This is a genomic window from Pseudomonas sp. 28 E 9 (assembly GCF_900004785.1).
GTDB classification, from domain to species: Bacteria; Pseudomonadota; Gammaproteobacteria; order Pseudomonadales; family Pseudomonadaceae; genus Aquipseudomonas; species Aquipseudomonas orientalis_A.
This window is the reverse complement of the sequence record NZ_CVTK01000029.1, coordinates 90191-108284: the sequence shown is the minus strand read 5'-3', so window position 1 is coordinate 108284 and position 18094 is coordinate 90191. Positions and strand designations below refer to the sequence as shown.

The 18094-nt window shown below is 61.3% G+C and carries 14 protein-coding genes; 5 read left to right on the top strand and 9 right to left on the bottom strand.

The genetic code is table 11. The annotated features are described in order from the left end of the window. Nucleotides 1–4 precede the first annotated feature (4 nt). From BFQ00_RS06405 to BFQ00_RS06385, 5 genes are all read right to left on the bottom strand, one after another. A complete protein-coding gene (locus tag BFQ00_RS06405) occupies nucleotides 5–781 on the bottom strand; it encodes a polysaccharide biosynthesis/export family protein (protein WP_065883162.1) in 777 nt (258 codons plus the stop codon). Between the two features lie 29 nt (nucleotides 782–810). Further along, nucleotides 811–1722 (bottom strand): glycosyltransferase family 2 protein, encoded by a 912-nt coding sequence (locus tag BFQ00_RS06400; RefSeq protein ID WP_065932963.1) that lies wholly within the window; start codon nucleotides 1720–1722, stop codon nucleotides 811–813. Nucleotide 1723: 1 nt separating this feature from the next. Further along, entirely contained in the window at nucleotides 1724–3184 is a 1461-nt protein-coding gene (locus BFQ00_RS06395) for a mannose-1-phosphate guanylyltransferase/mannose-6-phosphate isomerase (protein WP_065883166.1), read from the bottom strand. Further along, nucleotides 3184–4623 (bottom strand): undecaprenyl-phosphate glucose phosphotransferase, encoded by a 1440-nt coding sequence (locus BFQ00_RS06390; protein WP_065883167.1) that lies wholly within the window; start codon nucleotides 4621–4623, stop codon nucleotides 3184–3186. Before BFQ00_RS06390 ends, BFQ00_RS06395 begins: the two co-directional genes overlap by 1 nt. 596 nt (nucleotides 4624–5219) lie before the next feature. Then, nucleotides 5220–5900 (bottom strand): DJ-1/PfpI family protein, encoded by a 681-nt coding sequence (locus tag BFQ00_RS06385; protein ID WP_065884009.1) that lies wholly within the window; start codon nucleotides 5898–5900, stop codon nucleotides 5220–5222. Between the two features lie 92 nt (nucleotides 5901–5992). Between BFQ00_RS06385 and BFQ00_RS06380 the strand changes: the two genes are divergently transcribed. Further along, nucleotides 5993–6958 carry a GlxA family transcriptional regulator gene (locus BFQ00_RS06380; protein WP_065884011.1) on the top strand — a complete coding sequence of 322 codons (966 nt, stop codon included), beginning with the start codon at nucleotides 5993–5995 and terminating at the stop codon, nucleotides 6956–6958. Here BFQ00_RS06380 and BFQ00_RS06375 read toward each other — a convergent pair. From BFQ00_RS06375 to BFQ00_RS06365, 3 genes are read right to left on the bottom strand one after another with little or no spacing between them, the layout of a single operon-like run. Beyond that, on the bottom strand, nucleotides 6947–7849 hold the full coding sequence (locus tag BFQ00_RS06375; RefSeq protein WP_065932962.1) for an alpha/beta fold hydrolase: 903 nt from the start codon (nucleotides 7847–7849) through the stop codon (nucleotides 6947–6949). The two genes, BFQ00_RS06380 and BFQ00_RS06375, sit on opposite strands and share 12 nt — an antisense overlap. A gap of 25 nt (nucleotides 7850–7874) precedes the next feature. After that, nucleotides 7875–9701 carry a glycoside hydrolase family 15 protein gene (locus tag BFQ00_RS06370; RefSeq protein WP_065932961.1) on the bottom strand — a complete coding sequence of 609 codons (1827 nt, stop codon included), beginning with the start codon at nucleotides 9699–9701 and terminating at the stop codon, nucleotides 7875–7877. Then, nucleotides 9694–10494, bottom strand: coding sequence for a glucose 1-dehydrogenase (locus BFQ00_RS06365; RefSeq protein ID WP_065932960.1), 801 nt, complete (start codon nucleotides 10492–10494; stop codon nucleotides 9694–9696). The genes BFQ00_RS06370 and BFQ00_RS06365 overlap by 8 nt, the downstream gene beginning before the upstream one ends. 179 nt (nucleotides 10495–10673) lie before the next feature. On the opposite strand from BFQ00_RS06365, the gene bglX reads away from it, so the two are divergent. The 3 genes from bglX to BFQ00_RS06350 all read left to right on the top strand — a co-directional run bounded on the left by bglX (nucleotide 10674) and on the right by BFQ00_RS06350 (nucleotide 15544). Further along, nucleotides 10674–12944, top strand: coding sequence for a beta-glucosidase BglX (bglX, locus tag BFQ00_RS06360; RefSeq protein WP_065932981.1), 2271 nt, complete (start codon nucleotides 10674–10676; stop codon nucleotides 12942–12944). Between the two features lie 279 nt (nucleotides 12945–13223). Continuing rightward, entirely contained in the window at nucleotides 13224–14021 is a 798-nt protein-coding gene (locus BFQ00_RS29920) for a hypothetical protein (protein WP_256535867.1), read from the top strand. 599 nt (nucleotides 14022–14620) lie between these two features. Next, nucleotides 14621–15544, top strand: a complete 924-nt coding sequence (locus BFQ00_RS06350; RefSeq protein ID WP_242527105.1) for a hypothetical protein — start codon at nucleotides 14621–14623, stop codon at nucleotides 15542–15544. Between the two features lie 55 nt (nucleotides 15545–15599). On the opposite strand, the gene BFQ00_RS06345 is transcribed toward BFQ00_RS06350, so the two are convergent. Further along, nucleotides 15600–16751, bottom strand: a complete 1152-nt coding sequence (locus BFQ00_RS06345; protein ID WP_065884020.1) for an MFS transporter — start codon at nucleotides 16749–16751, stop codon at nucleotides 15600–15602. 225 nt (nucleotides 16752–16976) lie between these two features. Between BFQ00_RS06345 and BFQ00_RS06340 the strand changes: the two genes are divergently transcribed. Further along, nucleotides 16977–17963 (top strand): diaminopimelate epimerase, encoded by a 987-nt coding sequence (locus tag BFQ00_RS06340; protein ID WP_065932980.1) that lies wholly within the window; start codon nucleotides 16977–16979, stop codon nucleotides 17961–17963. Nucleotides 17964–18094: the final 131 nt, after the last annotated feature.

Genomic DNA, 18094 nt, shown 5'->3' with positions numbered 1-18094 from the left:
TCCTTTAGTTACTGCCGCCGCTGGTTCGGGTGTAGTTGTAGCCAACCCCGATCGACTTGGTGAATGGGATCAGTTGGTTCAGGTAGGTATCCACGCCTTGGATGCGCTCGCCCACATTGGATTTGGGCACGAACACCACGTCACCGCGTTGCAGGGGCACTTGTTTGCGTCCGTTGGGGCCGGTCTTGAGGTATTGGCTGAAGTCCAGGAAGTAGGCGCGATAGACGCCCTGGGTATCTTCGCGCAGCAGCGCGACCATGCTCGCATTGCCCGCCGGGTTCACCCCGCCCGCGCCGATAATGGCTTGCTCCAGGGTGTTGGCCACTGCGATCGACACCGAGGTCGGGTTGTTCACCGCACCGCCGACAATGATCGAATTGGCCGGCGCCTGGTTGATGTTCACCGTCACCCGCGGCTCGCGATACACCGGCGTGAGCTTGTTGGTCAGCTCGTTCGCCACTTCCGTCGGCGTGCGTCGGGCCACCTGGATCGGCCCCAGGAAGGGGTAGTTGATCTTGCCGTCGCTTTGCACCGTGTACAGCGTCAGCTCGTAGATCGTACTGACGTTGAACGCCGACAGCGTCGGCATTTCCCCGGCATCGCGCACGATACGCAACTGATCGCCGATGCGGATGCGTTCCACCGCCGGTGGCAGTTGGGCAAGCTGGTCGAGCGCGCGCTTGCCGTCCTCGACCGTCTTGTCGTCGGGCGCAACGATGCGCGCGGGCGTATTGCAGGCGGCCAGGGCCATCATGGCCAGGACGAGCAGGGTTCGTTTCATCAAATAGGACTTCCTGTAGGTCATGATGCTCACCTCCAATAACCGGGGAACATGCTGATGCGCCGCTTGAGGGCGAGGGGTAGCCGGCGTTCCTGCTGGCCCAGCCGATAGCCGAGCAACTTGAACGCGCTGCGCACCAGCACTTCGGGTACGCGGTGCCAGGCACCGGCTGCGCGCAATGCCGCGAGTTCAGCCAGTACATAGCGTTTACCTTCACCGCCGGCATCGCCAAAGGCCTGGCGTATCCACGGTTCGCGACCGTAGAACACGCCAATGTCGAAGTAGCGGTGAAACTCGTCCATGAGTCGGTAATCGTGGGAGTGGTACACCTGCGCGGAGGCGGCGTAGCGCACGGTGTAACCTTCGATCAGCAGACGTGCCGCGACGTAGGCGTCTTCGCTGCCGATCACATCAGCGGGGAAGCCGCCCACGGCGTGCAGGGCGCTGCGCCGGTAGACGGAAAACGAATCGGAGCTGAAACAGGTCTTGATCCCCAGTTCCGGCGCATCGGCCAGGCGCTTGCTGCGGCTTTGGGCCGGGTAATTGAAGTGACGCGACTGCGCGCCCAGCACACCGGCATCCGGATGCGGCAACTGGCGCCCGTAGGCCACGCCGTTGAGCGGGTCCTGCTGCAATTCCGCGAGCAGGTTGGCGAAGGTTTCCGGGGTCGCGGGGATGGCGTCCTGGGTCATCACGATCAGGGCGTCACCGCTCACTTGCTCGCTGGCCCAGCGCCGCGTGCCGCCATGATTGAAGGTGCGCGCGTCGATCACCTCGACCCGCGCACCGTAGTCGCGAAAGCGCGCCACGGTGTCATCGCTGGAGGCGCTGTCGACCACCAGCATGTCGTCCGGCTGCAGGGTTTGCATCTTCAGTGCAGGCAGCAGCCGCGCCAGGTGGCTGGAGGCGTTACGGGTCGGGATGATCAACGAAGTGCGCATGTCATTTCTTCACGTCGGCAGGCGCACGCCCGTAGATGTCATCGAACCGCACGATGTCGTCTTCGCCCAGGTACTCGCCGCTCTGCACCTCGATCATCACCAGGTCGATGATGCCGGGGTTGGTCAGGCGGTGTTTGTGCCCGGCCGGTATATAGGTGGATTCGTTGGCGTTGATCAGGAACTCGCGCTCGCCATTGGTGATCTGCGCCGCGCCGCTGACCACCACCCAGTGCTCGCTGCGGTGGTGGTGCATTTGCAGCGACAACGACGCCTGGGGCTTGACCACGATGCGCTTGATCTTGAAGCGGCTGCTTTCCTCCAGCACCGTGTAGGTGCCCCACGGCCGGGTGACGGTGCGGTGCAGGCTGAAGGCCGGATGGTTCTGGCGCTTGAGCTCGGCCACGATGTAGCGCACGTCCTGGCTGCGGTTGGCGTCGGCGATCAGCAGGGCGTCGGGGGTGTCGACGATGATCAGGTCACGCACGCCAACCGCACCGAGTACGCGCTTGGGCGAGTCGATGTAGCAGTTGTGCACGTCATGCAGGATCGCTTCGCCATTGACCTGGTTGCCCTGGGCATCGCTGGGGGTGAGCTGGCGCAGGGCTTCCCAGGAACCGATATCGCTCCAGCCGATGTCGCACGGCACCACGGCCACTTGCTGGGACTTTTCCATCAGCGCCACATCGATGGAGATGTCCGGTGCACTGGCGAAGGCGTCGCTGTCCAGTTCGCGCTGGCGCGAGGTTTTGTTTTGCAGGTGCTGGCTGTGTTCGAGGGCGGCACGTGCGGCGCTCAGCACGTCGGGCGCGTGGGTGTTCAGTTCGTCCACCAGGGTGCTGGCCTTGAAGCAGAACATGCCGGCATTCCACAGGTGCTTGCCGCCGTCGAGGTAGGCTTGGGCGGTGGCCAGGTCGGGTTTTTCGACAAAGCGCCTGACCCGGTTGCCCAGGCTCAGTGCTTCGCCTTTTTCGATATAGCCGAAGCCGGTTTCCGGGTGGTCGGGCTGGATGCCGAAGGTCACCAGATAGCCGGCTTCGGCCAGTTCGCGGGCCTGGGTCACCGCCTCGGCGAACGCGCTTTCATCGAGCACCAGGTGGTCGGCGGGCATCACCAGCAGTTGCGCCTCGCCACCGAAATGTTCCTGCACATGCAGCGCCGCCACGGCGATGGCCGCAGCGGTATTGCGTCCGAACGGTTCGAGCAGCAGGTCCAGGGGCAGGTGGGCCTTGTTGACGCTGCGGTAGTCGTCCAGGGTGCGAAACAGCAGGTCGCGGTTGGTCACCGTGAGCACGCTTTCCACACCGGGCAGGCGGGCGGCGCGCTGGAAGGTTTTCTGCAGCAGGCTCTGGCCGTCGCGCATGCGCATGAACGGCTTGGGCATGTTCTGCCGGGACACCGGCCACAAGCGGGTGCCCGAACCACCGGAAATGATGCAGGGAATCAATCCGTTGAGTGTATTCATCAATAGACTTCCTTGGTGGAAAGGACGGCCGGGACCGTCATGAAAACGATGTACAAGTCAAACCACACCGACCATTTGGAGATGTACTCCAGGTCGTACTCGACGCGTTTCTGGATTTTGAACAGGGTATCGGTTTCGCCCCGGTAGCCGTTGATTTGCGCCCAGCCGGTAATGCCCGGCTTGACCCGGTGCCGCGAGCTGTATTCGCTGACCGCCACCTCAAAGGCAACGCCTGCCGCCTTGGTTGCGGTGGCGTGGGGGCGCGGGCCGACCATGGACATGTTGCCCAGGAGTACGTTGAACAATTGCGGCAGCTCGTCGATGCTGGTTTTGCGGATGATGCGCCCGACCCGGGTGATGCGCGGGTCCTGACGGGTGGTCTGGCGTTCGGCGGTAAAGTCGCTTTGGTCGGTGAACATCGAGCGGAACTTGAACACACGGATTTCATTATCGTTGTAGCCGTAGCGGTTCTGGCGAAAAAGAATCGGACCCTTGGAATCGAGCTTGATGGCGATCGCCGTCAACAGCATCACCGGCGACAGCACCACCAGGGCGACGCTGGCCAGCAGCAAGTCTTCGCAGCGCTTGATAACGGGCGACCAGCCGCGCAGCGGTAACTGCGAAGTATTGAACATCAGGATGCCGCCCACATCGGTAATGCGGCTGTGGCCGTAGCGCAGGGCGGCCATGTCCGGCACCAGCATGACGTTCACCGACATCTGCCGCAGGCGGTTGACCAGCCCGTGAATACGCTGCTCGGCGGCCCACGGCAGGCAGATCATCACTTGGTTCACTTGCTCGGCGCGGATCAGCTTTTCCAGGTCGCGGGTATTGCCCAGCAAAGGCAGGTTGCTGAGTTCCTTGGGAATGCGTTCGGTGCGGTCGTCGATAAAGCCGATCAGGCCGGAGCGGATATCGCCATTGCGTTGCAGGTGGTCGGCGACATGTATGGCGGTATCGGTGAAGCCCAGAATCACCGTGCGCTGCAGGAATTTGCCCTTGCGCATCAGGCTGCGGTACAGGCGCAGCATCAGCAGGCGCTCCAGGCAGAACAGGGCGAGGCTGGCGAAATACCAGGCCACCAGGTTGCGTGGGGTCAACTGTGGGAAGAATTGCAGGATCTGGTACATGAACAGCAGGATGCAGAACGCCGCCGACCATGCCACGATTTTCGTGCGCAGGCGCAAGCGGTTGCTGAACAGTTCTTCGGAATAGATCCCCAGGGCCTGGAACAGAATGATCGTCAACACCGCGAAAAACAGCAACAGCCCGAGGAAGTGCGAGCGCATCTCGGGGTCCATCGGGTCGAGGACAAACGCCAGGAACAGTGGTGGGAAAATGGCGCTCAGTCCGTGGACCAATTTGACAAAAACAATAAAAAACTCAACGAACCCGGCCCGGGTCAGGAACAAGCTGACGACAGATGACTTCTCGCGCATACCAACATCCCTCATTGCATACCAGGTTCTTTGCGCGACTGATGGACCCAGTCGCCCGCGAGCTACATCTGGTTAAAACACAACCGTTCATTCACGTGGAGACATCCAAATGAATGCAATTTGGCGGAGGAAGTGGCTGAAAGAGTTTCTATTCTGACGTAGTCAATAAATTGACCATAAGGCGAGGATGGTATTTTATGCATCCTGATTGGTCCTTTGTATGACATTACTTTGACGTTCCTTGTGCTTGGTACTCGGGATAGCACTGTGATTTTGAGTGTAGGAACAAATGTCAGAATTTTCCTGTCCGTCAGGAAAGCTTTTTTTTGACGGGAGGGGAAAATGGGGACGCCGAGGGGCGGCTGCATCAGGCAGTCACCCTCGGAGAAGGGGAGGAGTCAGAAGTTGCATTGAATGCAGTGAGCGTCTCACCCGCCGCCGCGAATCCAGGCATTGAAACGCGGACACTGTGGGAGGGGGCTTGCCCCCGATGACGGAGTGTCAGCACCGGATGTATCAGCTGATCCACCGCCATCGGGGGCAAGCCCCCTCCCACATTTGGTCATTTATGCGCCAGTGGGAGCTCGGCTGCCAGCTCAACCCAGGCGCGCAGCCGCCCGCGCGACAATCTCTGCACGCACTCTGCGCGATTCTGCCGTGCGCTTGTTGGCTTCTTCCAGTACGTGCGTGGGCGCTGTATCCGGGCGGCCCGAGTCGAACGGTGGGGCCGGTGCATATTCGATTTGCAATTGCACCAGTTGCGCCGCCGCTTCGCTGTACAACTCTGCCGCCAGGGTCAGCGCAAAGTCGATGCCGGCGGTGATTCCGCCCCCGGTAAACAGGTTGCCGTCGCGCACCACGCGTGCTTGCACCGGGATGGCGCCCAATGGCGCAAGCAGGTCGTGGTAGGCCCAGTGGGTGGTGGCCTTGCGGCCGCGCAGCAAACCCGCCGCGCCCAGTACCAGCGAGCCGGTGCACACCGAGGTCATGTAGCGCACGGTTTGTGCCTGGGCCTTGAGGAAGTCCAGGGTGCCGGGGTCTTCCATCAGTGCGCCCACACCCGAGCCGCCGGGTACGCACAGTACGTCGAGTTTCGGGCAGTCGGCGTAGGTCATGGTCGGCGTAAACACCAGGCCGGTGCTGGAGATGACCGGTGCCAGGTCCTGCCAAACCAAATGCAGCTTCACGTCCGGCAGTGAGCCGAGCACGTCGTAGGGGCCGGTCAGGTCCAGTTGCTGGATGCCGGGAAATAGCAGAAAGCCGATGTGCAAGGTCATGGATGACGCTCCAATAAAGACGGTGGACGACTTCACTGTAGAGGCCTAGGCTTTGGCGAATACGCCATTAAACCCACAGATCTCGCCAAACTATGCCCAGAGTCATTCATGTCCTCGCTTTCGATAATGCCCAGGTACTCGACGTCACCGGGCCTTTGCAGGTGTTTGCGTCGGCTAATGACCTGGCCCGCCAGCGCGGTCTGCCGTTGCCCTATGCGGTGAATGTGATCGCTGACCAGGCCAAACCGGTGGTGACGTCTGCGGGCCTGGCGCTGTTGGCCGATCCGCTGCCCGCCGTCGATCAGGCGTGCGACACGCTGGTGATCGCCGGCGGCTGGGGCGTGTACGGCGCCGCCGAAGACCCGGCGCTGGTGCACTGGGTGCGGGAAAAGTCGCGGCACACCCGGCGCATGGCCTCGGTCTGCACCGGCGCGTTTCTGCTGGCCGCCAGTGGCTTGCTCGACGGTTGCCGCGTGGCCACTCACTGGACGCGCTGTGAAGAACTGGCGCGCAAGTTTCCCGCACTGACGGTGGAGTCCAATCCGATTTTCATCCGGCAAGGCGCGCTGTGGACCTCGGCCGGCGTGACCGCCGGTATCGATCTGTGCCTGGCCCTGGTGGAGGAGGACCTGGGGCGCGCGGTCGCCCTGGAAGTGGCGCGGCACCTGGTGGTATTCCTCAAACGTCCCGGCGGGCAGTCGCAATTCAGCGTGACGTTATCCCTGCAACAGAGCGACAGCCGCTTTGCCGAGTTGCATGCCTGGATCGGCGAAAATCTCACGCTGGATTTGAGTATTGCCACCCTGGCCGCCCAGGCCGGCATGAGCGAGCGCAGCTTTGTGCGCCACTACCGCGCCGAAACCGGCCAGACCCCGGCGCGGGCGGTGGAGCTGCTGCGTGTTGAAAGTGCGCGCCGGCAATTGGCCGACAGCAGCACCTCGATCAAGCGCATCGCCGTGCAGTGCGGGTTTGGCTGTGAAGAGACCCTGCGGCGCAGTTTCCTGCGGGCCCTGTCGGTGACGCCCCAGGCCTACCGCGAGCGATTTTCACCGCTGTAGCAATTCCAGCAGCGCTGCCAGGGTGGCCTGTGGCGCTTCCTGAGGAATATTGTGGCCCACGCCGGGCAACACGTGCCGTCGATAAAAACCGCTGAAATGCTCGATGTCGTCGTCTTCTGCAGGTGGCGGCCCCACGCCGTCATCGGCACCGCACAGCGAAATGCTCGGCACCGAAATCGGCGGTTGTTGCGCCAACGCCTGCTCGATGAACGCCAGCGCCGGGTCGCCCGGCGCGTATTGGAAGCGATGGCGGTAGGAATGGATCACCACCTCGACAAAGTCCGGGTTGTCGAACGATGGCGCGGTCTGCCCGTACAGGCTCGGCCCGCGCGTCCAGGACGGCGACCACAACGACCACAACAGCTCGCACAGTTCCCGCCGGTTGGCGGTCAGGCCATCCACGCCGCGCTGGGTGTGAAAGTAATACTGGTACCACAAGCGGTGTTCTGTCTCAGGTGCTCGCGGCTTGAGTGACTGGGCGATGTCCTGGATGTTGTAGCCATCGCCGGTCACCAACCCGCGAACTCGAATCGGCCACAGCGCCGCGACGATACACGCGGCCCGCCCGCCCCAGTCATAACCGGCCAGGGTGGCGCAGGGGATGGACAGCGCATCCATGAAGTCCAGCAAGTCCTTGCCCAGCGCCGCCTGCTGACCGGAACGCATGACCTGTTCGTTGATAAACCGCGTCGGGCCATAACCGCGCAGGTAGGGCACCAACACGCGATAACCCTGTTCGGCCAGGCCCGGCGCGATCTCGTCGTAGCCGCGAGGGTCGTAGGGGAAACCGTGCAGCAGGATCACCGGCTCACCGTCGAGCGGGCCGTGGGTTTCATAGGCAACATCGAGCATGGACGTGCGCACGTAGAGCAACGGGGCGAGGGGGGTCATGATCGGCTCCTAAGCAGGGGGAGAATCAGGGTTGCCATACCGTTTTCGCACCACTGAGTTTACGGTCCAGAAACGTCGCCGCACTGATCAGCGCCAAATGGCTCAATGCCTGGGGCGTGTTCCCCAGGTGCCGGGCCTGGCTGTCGAACTCTTCAGCGTAAAGCCCCAGCGGGTTGGCGTAGCGCAGCAGTTGCTCGAACTCCAGATGGGCTTTTTCCACCTGGCCGGCGCGGGCCAGGCATTCGACGTACCAGAACGAACATGCGGCAAACGCGCCTTCCGTGCCTTGCAACCCATCGATCTGGCTGTCGTCGTTGCGGTAACGATAGACCATGCCATCGCGGACCAGGCTTTTCTGGATCGCCTCCAGGGTCGACAGCCAGCGTGGATCGGTGGCGGCAACGAAGCGCACCAGCGGCATCAACAGCATCGAGCCGTCGAGGGCGGTACTGCCGATGTGCTGCACGAAATGCCCACGTTCTTCGTTCCAGAAGTTGCTCCAGATATCGGCATAGATCGCCTGGCGGGTCTGGTCCCAACGCGCGAAGGGTGCCGGTAACGAGCGCTTGGAGGCCAGGCGGATCGCGCGGTCCACGGCCACCCAGCACATCAGGCGCGAGTGCAGGAAGTGATGCTGCTCGCCGCGCATTTCCCAGATGCCGACGTCTTGCCGGTTCCAGATTTCGCAGACTTGATCGACCACTTCCACGGTGTGCTTCCAGCCTTCGTGGGAGATGGCCTCGCCGTATTTATTGACCAGGTACACCGCGTCCATCAGTTCGCCGTAGATATCCAGCTGCACCTGGTCGAACGCCTCATTGCCCACGCGCACCGGCTGCGCGCCACCATGGCCGCTGAGGTGATCCAGGGTGGTTTCCGGCAACTCCTGGCGGCCATCGATGCCGTACAGGATGTTGATCTTGGTCGGCTGGCCGCAACAGTCGCTGACCCGCCCCTTGAGCCAGCGCATGTAGGCGTTGGCTTCCTCGACAAAACCCAGGCGCATGAACGCGTAGACGGTAAACGAAGCGTCGCGGATCCAGGTATAGCGGTAGTCCCAATTGCGCTCGCCGCCGGGCGTCTCGGGCAGGCCGAAGGTCGCGGCGGCGATGATTGCGCCGTGTTTGCGCGAGGTCAGCAACTTCAGCGCGAGGGCCGAGCGGTTGACCATTTCACGCCAGCGTCCGCGGTAGTTCGATTGACTGATCCAACTGCGCCAGAACTTCAAGGTGCGTTCCAGGTAGAGGTCGGTGCAGGCGTTCGTCACGCGGGGATCGTCCTGGCCGCCGAGGACGAATTCAGCGCTCTCGTCCTGGGCCAGGGTGAAGCTGGCCGTGGCTACATGTTCTTCGAGGGTCAATGGGTGGCTGCCCGCCAGCCGCAGTCCGGGCTGACCGTCGGCGTTGAACAACACGCCTTGATCGACCGCTTTGGCGAGGGTCTTGGCGCGGGCATAGTCATGGCGCACGGCGCAGCGCAGATGGAAGGTCGCCGTGCCGCTGACCACCCGCACGCGGCGGATCAATAATGGGAGGTCATCGACCTCTTCGCTGACGGCCAGCAAATCGGTGATTTCCACCACCGCCGCATCGCTCAGCCAACGGGTTTGCAGCACATTGGTGTCGGGCAGGTAGATTTGCTCGCGGCGTGCATTGGGCAGGTCCGGGGTGAGCTGGAAGGTGCCGGCTTCGGGGCTGTCGAGCAACGCGCAGAAGATCGACGGGCTGTCGAATTCCGGCCAGCAGAAAAAATCGATACTGCCCCGGTCATTCACCAAGGCTGCGCTGCGCATGTCACCGATGATGCCGTGGGCATCGATGGCGCTTTGTGGTTCGTTTTTCAAATCAACCATTGCCACGAAACTCCGGATAAAGGCTCATGCCGCCATCGATGAACAGGGTGCTGCCGACCACGTAATCGGACGCGTCGCTGGCCAGCCACACCACCGCATTCGCCACATCTTGCACATCGCCGACGCGGCCATAGGGAATCAACTTGAGCAGCTCCTGTTCGGCGGCGCCTTCAGTGGCTGCACGGTTGATCGCCGTGCGAATCGCCCCCGGCGCAATCCCGTTGATGCGAATGCGCTGCTCGCTGACTTCCTGGGCGAGGGTGCGCATCAGCATCTCCACACCGCCCTTGGACGCGGCGTAATTCACGTGCCCGGCCCAGGGAATCACCTGGTGCACCGAGCTCATGTGGATGATCTTGCCGGCGGCGCGGGACACGCCCTCACGCACGCCCTGGCGGTTGAAAATCCGCACGGCGGCGCGCGCGCAGAGAAATTGGCCGGTGAGGTTGACGCCGATCACGGTGTTCCAGTCCTCAAGGCTCATGTCGACCAGGTTGGCGTCTTTTTGCAGGCCGGAGTTGGCGACGAGAATATCCAGGTGGCCGAAGGCGTCGAGGGTCTGGGCGAACAGGCGTTCGACGTCGGCTTCTTTCGACACATCGCCAGCAAGAGCAATGGCTCGGCCACCGTTGGCATTGATCTGCGCGGCCAGTGCCTCGGCCGGTGCCGCCTGGGAATTGTAGTTAAGCACCACCGCCGCTCCGGCTTCGGCCAGCGCCTTGGCGGCGCCTGCGCCGATACCGGAACTGGCGCCGGTGACCAGCGCCACTTGTTGCTGCAAGGAAATCTGCATCACCCACCCGCTGTTTAATGAGAGTCCCTTGTGCTGACTGATGCGGGGCAATGGAAGTTCAGCAATGCCGCTGCGCGGGACGACGGGGAACAACCAATGGAACTGTGATTTCTGACAGTAGACGCCTCTCCATCCTCAGTTGAACACTACGAGTGTTGGATTGCCCTGGGATGGATACCATGGACACAAGGTGGTGGGTAGGGGTGCTGGCAGGCTCTGGTTGCCTGCTGGCGACCGCGCAGGCCAGCGCTGGAAAAGAGGTTTTCATCGATCAACTGCTGGCGCAAATGACGCTGGAAGAGAAAGCTGGCCAACTGAATATCGTCGGTGTCGGTGTCGATGCGGATAAAGCGGCGCCAGAGGCGCTTGAACTGATCGCCAATGGCTCGGCCAGCGGGCTGGGTGGCATGCCATCCTGGCAGGTGGGCGTGGCGTTGCAGCGCCAGGCGGTGGAGCGCAGCCGCCTGAAGATACCGTTGTTCGTCGTGCAGGACGTCGTGCATGGCCTGCACACGATCTTTCCGGTAAGCCTGGGGCTTGCCGCGAGTTGGGATATGTCGGCGATCGCTACCATGGGGAAAGTCAGTGCCCGGGAGGCCAGCGCAGCAGGCATCAATCTGACATTCAGCCCTGCGGTGGACATCGCCCGAGATCCTCGGTGGGGCAGGGTTTCAGAGGGCTATGGCGAAGACCCTTTCCTGGCCTCGCGCATCGCCGAAACCCTGGTGAAAAGCTATCAGGGCACGAATTTTCGCGGCGCCGACAGCGTGATGTCGATCGTCAAGCATTTCGCCCTCTATGGCGCGGTGGAGGGCGGTCGGGATTACAACAGTGTCGAGATGAGCACGGCCAGCATGTACCAGTATTATTTCGCGCCCTATCGCGCCGCCGTGGAGGCGGGCGCGGGCGGGGTGATGATTGCTTTCAATGCCGTAGGGGGCGTCCCGGCGATGGCCAACCCCTGGCTGATCAAGCAGGTACTGCGTCAAGAGTGGGGGTTTGAAGGCGTGACGCTGGGCGACTGCGAAGCGATTGGTCAATTGGTCGATCACGGAGTGGCGGCGCAGTCGGCTGAGGCTGCGGGCCTGGCTTTGCGCTCCGGTGTTGACATGGCGTTATGTGACAGTGCCTACGTCGACGAACTGCCGGCAGCCGTCAGGTCGGGTGCGGTGAAGGTGGAGGACCTGGACGCGTCGGTACGCCGAGTCCTGGAGATGAAATATGCACTGGGATTATTCGACGATCCGTATCGCAAGTTGCGGCGCGCGCCGCCGGCACCGGTCGAATCCAGACTGCAGCGTGACGCCGCCCGCGACATTGCGCGCAAAACCTTCGTGCTATTGAAAAACGCTCGACACACCCTGCCGCTGAGCAAGCACGGCACCCTCGCCGTGGTAGGGCCTCTGGCGAAGAGCCAGCGGGACCTGTTGGGCAGCTATTGCGGTGATTGCGGCGCGCAACGAGTGGTCAGTATCCATGACGGCATAGCCCGCGCCGTGGCAGGCAAGGCAACCCTGCTCTATGCCAGGGGTGCCAACGTCAGCGACGATAGCGGGTTGATCGCCCGCATGCAGCGCTACCGCACGCCGTTGAACAGGGATGCGCGGGCACCGGATGCGCTGCGGGATGAAGCCGTGGCGATTGCCCGTCGGGCTGACGTCACGGTGGCGGTGGTGGGCGAGCCCTGGAGCTTCAATGACGAGGGAAGCAGTCGCGCGCGAATCGACTTGCCCGACAGCCAGAAACAACTGCTCCGGGAGCTGAAAGCCTTGGGCAAGCCCCTGGTGATTGTCCTGGTGAATGGTCGCCCGTTGGACCTGACAACCGAACACCAGCAAGCCGATGCGCTGCTGGAAACCTGGTACAGCGGCACCGAGGGCGGCAATGCCGTTGCTGATGTGTTATTCGGGGACTACAACCCTGCGGGCAAGCTGCCTATGAGCTTCCCTCGCTCCGTCGGCCAGGTCCCGGTGTATTACAACCACTTGAGCACCGGGCGACCCTACAACCCGGCTGCGCCCTACAAGTACACCACGCAATATATCGACGAAGAGGCGGGGCCGCTCTTTCCCTTTGGTTACGGTTTGAGCTACACCGATTTCAACCTGTCGAATCTGCAATTGGCGAGCACCGTATTGCCGCGCGGTCAGCCACTGAAAGTCAGCGTCGCACTGACCAATACCGGTACACGATCGGGTGAAACGGTGGTGCAGTTATACGTGCGCGATGTGGTGGCTTCGGTCAGTCGACCGGTCAAAGAGCTGAAGGGGTTTGAAAAAGTCATGCTTAAGGCGGGTGAGCGAAAAGTCGTTGATTTTTGGCTGAACGAAGAAGCGTTGAAGTTCTATGACGCTCAGTTGCGCCACGTTGCCGAGCCTGGTGAGTTCAGCGTGCAGGTAGGGTTGGACTCCAGGGATGTGATTGAACAGCGTTTTGTCTTGGGTGAGTAAAGCGATCGAACGTTGAATCGCCCCTGATTTCCCAGGCATTCCCTCACAGCGCCGCGTATGCGTCGCCCATTCGGATGGGGAACATTTCGCGGTTCGCTCTTCATCTGTCACGACCACCTTCCTACCCGCATTCAGAAGTTTTCAACACGTCTAGGAACCCAATGCCATGGCTTTGCCACACAGCAAATGCCTGCTGGTGCAGACCTGCGCCACGGTTTATTGATCGCTGGCACGGCTGCAGCAGCAAGGCACCGCCCTAAATCAGAACTGGAGCACCACATGTCGGTATCCGCATCCAATCAAGCGTACACCCCATCAACGGACAACATCGCGCAGCCCTCCGCGGGCGCACAGGCCAGCCCGGCGGCCAAGGCAGCAGGCGCGGCCGGCCCGAGTTTCGAGCCATCGGCGAGTCAGTCCGGCCCGGTTTTCGATAGCGCAACGCAGTCTTCGAAATCCGCCTTCAATCCAGGCCCGCCCCCACGGCCCAACCCCACGCTGCCGGACCCTTACTACGGCAAGCAGAGCAACGAGGTGCTGGCTCAGGGGCTGTTGAATAAATACAACGCCTTCAAACCCTGGTACGCCCCGACCGTTACGCCTGAGCATCTCAATAACCTGGCAGGTCGGCCCCTGACCGGTAACCCGGAGCGCGATTCGAATATCAGGCTGGCCAGGGAGGTGCTCAAGCGCCCGGGCCTGACGCAAGCCCTGGATCGAAATAGCGGAACCGGTGCTTTGGATCAGTCCCTGTCCAAGGACGACATCAGTAAATTCATTCTTTCGTCCAATCCACTGAAGCTTCAGGACGACAAGCAACTTGCCCAGAATGTCTTGAATAACTTCAACGCGTTGAAAGGGCCGTGGTGGAGCGCCGACAGAAACGCCATCGATGTCAATACGTTTGCAAAGTACGCCTCGCGCCCGCTTTATGGTCATGGGCCAACCGACAGCATCACCCAACTGTCGAGGGAAATCATGAATCGTTCGGAGCTCAAGGGCTCGATGGACAACGTTTTCGGGTTCCTGCGCGACGGCAAGATCACCCGAGACGATCTGTATCGGCTGCTGCGCTGAGACCTGCCCCCATTGCGTTGCATCGGCTGGTGCATGCCCGGCCGCACTATCGCCTGCCGGCGATGCGGGAACCATTTGCAAGTATTTACCACGAACAGAGCATCCATGGGTCCTGCCCCTGGATGCCTTCGTCTACTGGAACAGGTAATGGCCTATGAATTCGACATCATTTGAACCTCGCCAGTCTCACTCCCAGTACGCTGTTGCAAGCCTGCCTGCTCCGGCAACTTCGGCACCAAGCCCAGGCAAATCCCAGGCAAAGGGGCTCAACCTCACGTCTTCGCCGAAGTTCAGTTTCAAGGCGCCTACGACCGAGGATTTCGACAGGGGCTCGCGCGCCGCGGAGGACGGGCCGGCGCCCCGGTCCGCGTGGTCATTGCTTGAAACGCTGTGGAGCAAATTTTCACGTCGGCCGTGACGGGCCAGCCTGGTCGGTTACAAACGCTCAAGTTTTACCCGGCGCATGCCCAGGGCTGATAGGAACCATTATTTTTAGGTTGCCACACATCCGATGCTTGTCTGGTGCTGACAGTCGACGCGCGTTCGAAGACTGAGCACTCCAGGTTCAGTTGATGGAATCTAATAGGGTGGGAATGAACATGACGAACGGGATTAATCCAGGCTCTGGAATACCTTTCATACCGAATCAGGAGCCTGCGTCGGCCAGCGGTGGTTACACGCGACTCAGCGTCGTCGACAAGGCGATCGGTACTCAGCAGCCGCTGGCAACGGACTCGGGTTTTTTCTCGAACAGCTTGATGGTCAATGGCGCCAGTCGGCATTTCGACGGTCAAGGCTTGTATGGCGGCATGTCGAATGTGGGAAACCCCTATACCAGCTCGGATGACCACCTGCTGGCGACAGACCTCAACAGTAACTTTCCCATGCTCGATAAGTTCAAGACAGATGGCCATCTGACCCAGAGTGGGCTGCAAAAAATTGCCGGTGAGGATGTGCACAAAAGCAGCGTTTCCGAACGCACCATCATGTTGGCCAGGGAGATACTCAATCGCCCCAGGCTCAACGAAGCGATTCTGGTGGATGGCGGTAAAATCACGCCTGAAAGCCTGGCCAACGCTTCCGATCGGCTCACCGGTAACACCAGCCCCAATACTCAAAGTGCGGACCCGTTCCATAGTAAGTCCAATGCCCAGGTCGTTACCGCATTCAGGGGGATGTTCGACCAGTTGCGGGATAAATCGGAAGATTTCGTCTGGCCCTTCGATAAACACAGATTTGTAAAAACAGACACGCTTGTTGAAATGAGCAAAGACCCTGACGAACTGGACAGTAAAGGTAACGTTGTGCGAGACCCCGCCAACGGTTTCCCGAAGAAGAAATACAGCGAACAGTTGGTGTATCTCGCCAAAAATATCGTTGAAAGACCCGGCTTGCTGGACTCGCTGGACAGCTATAAGGCCAATGGCTACGAACTCACCGGAAGCCGTAACAATGATGGCTGGCTGAAGAACTACAGCATCGATCGATGGTTGGAAAACGACAAGAAAGAAAAGGGCAACTGAAGGCGCCGCAGAGGCATGAGCGGGTTGCATGAAGCAAGCCGCTCATACGGTGAGTTTATACGCGCAGTATCCTCCCACTGATTGCCACCGCCACCAGCAACCCACCGATCAGCAGGAAGGCGGTTGCCACGCTGCTGCCATGGGCAATGAACCCGATCACTGCCGGCCCCGCCAGAATGCCTGCGTAGCCCAGCGTGGTAATGGCGGGCACGGCAATGTGTTCCGGCATCACGTTCTGCTTGCCGACAGCGGTATAGAGCACCGGGACGATATTGGAGCAGCCGGCGCCGACCAGCGCGTACCCGAGCAGCGCCATTTCCCAGGCAGGGGAGAGCGTTGCCAGGAACACACCGGCCGCTGCCAGCGTGCCACCGCCCACGATCACTCGGGTAGCGCCCAGGCGCCGCACAATAATGTCACCGGTCAGGCGCCCGGCGGTCATGGTCAGGGCGAATGCCGCGTAGCCCAGGCCGGCATACGCTGGGTCCAGCCCGCGCTCGTCACTCAGGAACACCGCACTCCAGTCCAGTACCGCGCCTTCGGCCAGGAAGACGATGAAACACAAGCAGCCGATAAACAGCACCACGCCGTGGGGAATGGCAAACGCCGGCCCCGAGCTTTCACTGCCGTAGGGCAGCAAATGCGGCGCGGCCTTGAGCAGCGCCACTACCATGATGACGATCACTACCAGGGTTGCCTGCAGCGGCGACAAGCCCAGCCCCAGCAGGCCGGAGACCCCGGCCGCACCCACGATGCCGCCCAGGCTGAACAAGCCGTGGAAGCCCGACATCATGGTTTTCCCACTGGCGCGTTCAACAATCACCGCTTGCAGGTTGACGGTCGAATCCACGGTACCCAGGCCTGCGCCAAACAGGAACAACCCCGCCATCAACAGCGGAATCGAACTCACGGTGGCCAGCATCGGCAGCGCCAGGCAGATCATGATCGTGCCGGCGGTCAACACGCGCCGGCAGCCAAAGCGCGACGCCAGCACCCCTGCCACGGGCATCGCGAGAATCGACCCCACCCCCAGGCACAACAACAACAGGCCAAGCGTGCCCTCGTTGAGTTGCGCGCGTGCCTTGGCGTACGGCACCAGCGGCGCCCAGGCCGCGATGCCGAAGCCGGCGATGAAAAAAGCGATACGGGTGGACATTTGCTCCAGCCGCCCGGGAACCACGGGGGCGGAAGTGGGGATGGCAGTCATGAATAATCCTTGGCGTTGCGTTTAACGAACGATGTCCGGCGTGACATCCTTGCACATCAGGCCTCGTCGGGCGAGCCGGTTTCCCTGGGGATCAGCGCGCTGATTGACGATATGTCCACTCAAAGGCTGTCGACTGTATGCAGGTGAGTGTTCTGTAATACGCTGTTGCCTTCTTTTCAGTTAACCGACGAGCAGATCGATGAGATTTCTCAGGCCGTTTTCAGCGTGACGCGTTTCTACGATGCGCGGGGCAATATCTATGGGGTTGTCAGCCCGGAATACTTGCGTCGCCGGGGTGTGGAACTGCCAGACAGCGCCGACCTCGCCGCGAAGGCGCGACAGGCCTGGACCGTGTCGGCCATCGCTGCCGAATGCGGGTGGGGTGCGGTATCACCGGCAGCCGATGCCAAGGCCCATCGCTGCGATGGGTTGCTGGTGGGACCCTTTCAGGCAGCGCCGCCCTTTGATGTGCTGATCGTCAATACCGACGGCAGCCTCGCCGAGCGCAGCGGCAACGGGTTAACCATCTTTGCCCAGGCATTGACCGATCAGGGCCTTATGTCCGAGGGTTGCCAGTTGAGGGTGCATCACGATAAGGCGGATGCCGCGTCACCGGTGGTCACTCAGGTGGAGCCTGCGGTTTACAAGCAGGTCAGGGGATTCTGGCTGGCCTTGGGACAGCCGGCTTTCGGCCCGTCGGCCGTCAGCGCCGAGGAGGTTCAGAGTGTTGTCGCGCAGCAGGACGGGTTCAGTCATGTTGTCGCGCTGTCGGCGATAGATCCGCAATGGACACGCAGCCAGTTTGTGCGAATAGGCAACCCCCATTGCGTGACGCTCATCGAGCAGGCAGCGGCTTTGCCTGGCAACGACGCCATGGATCAAGCGGCATTGTTTGAGCGCTTGCAACAAATTGCATTTGCGCCGCCTGCGGGCAGTGGACGTCCCTGTGGTGCCGGGGTCAATTTGCAATGGGCAGCCCGTGCGTCGGGCAATCAGGTACTCGCGCGGGTATTCGAGCGCGGCGAGGGACCCACTGCTTCCTCTGGTACCAGCGCCGGTGCTGTGGCCTGCGCGGCTTGGCGGGCGGGTTGGGTTGGCGCCGGCGAAGTGGCTGTGGTGATGCCGGGGGGCACGGCGCCAGTGCGTTTGCAGGTTGAGGATGGAACACTGTCGAGCGTCAGTCTTTTCGGAACTGCATACCCACAGGCATAGGCAACTTACACGGCAATAAGTGTCGGCTTTTTCCCTGTCGGATATCTATCTTGAGAAGTACTGATGTAAGAAAGTTCTGTTGTTGATTATGTGTTTATTTGCATGAGTCTTTTATTTTGTAAAGGACACTT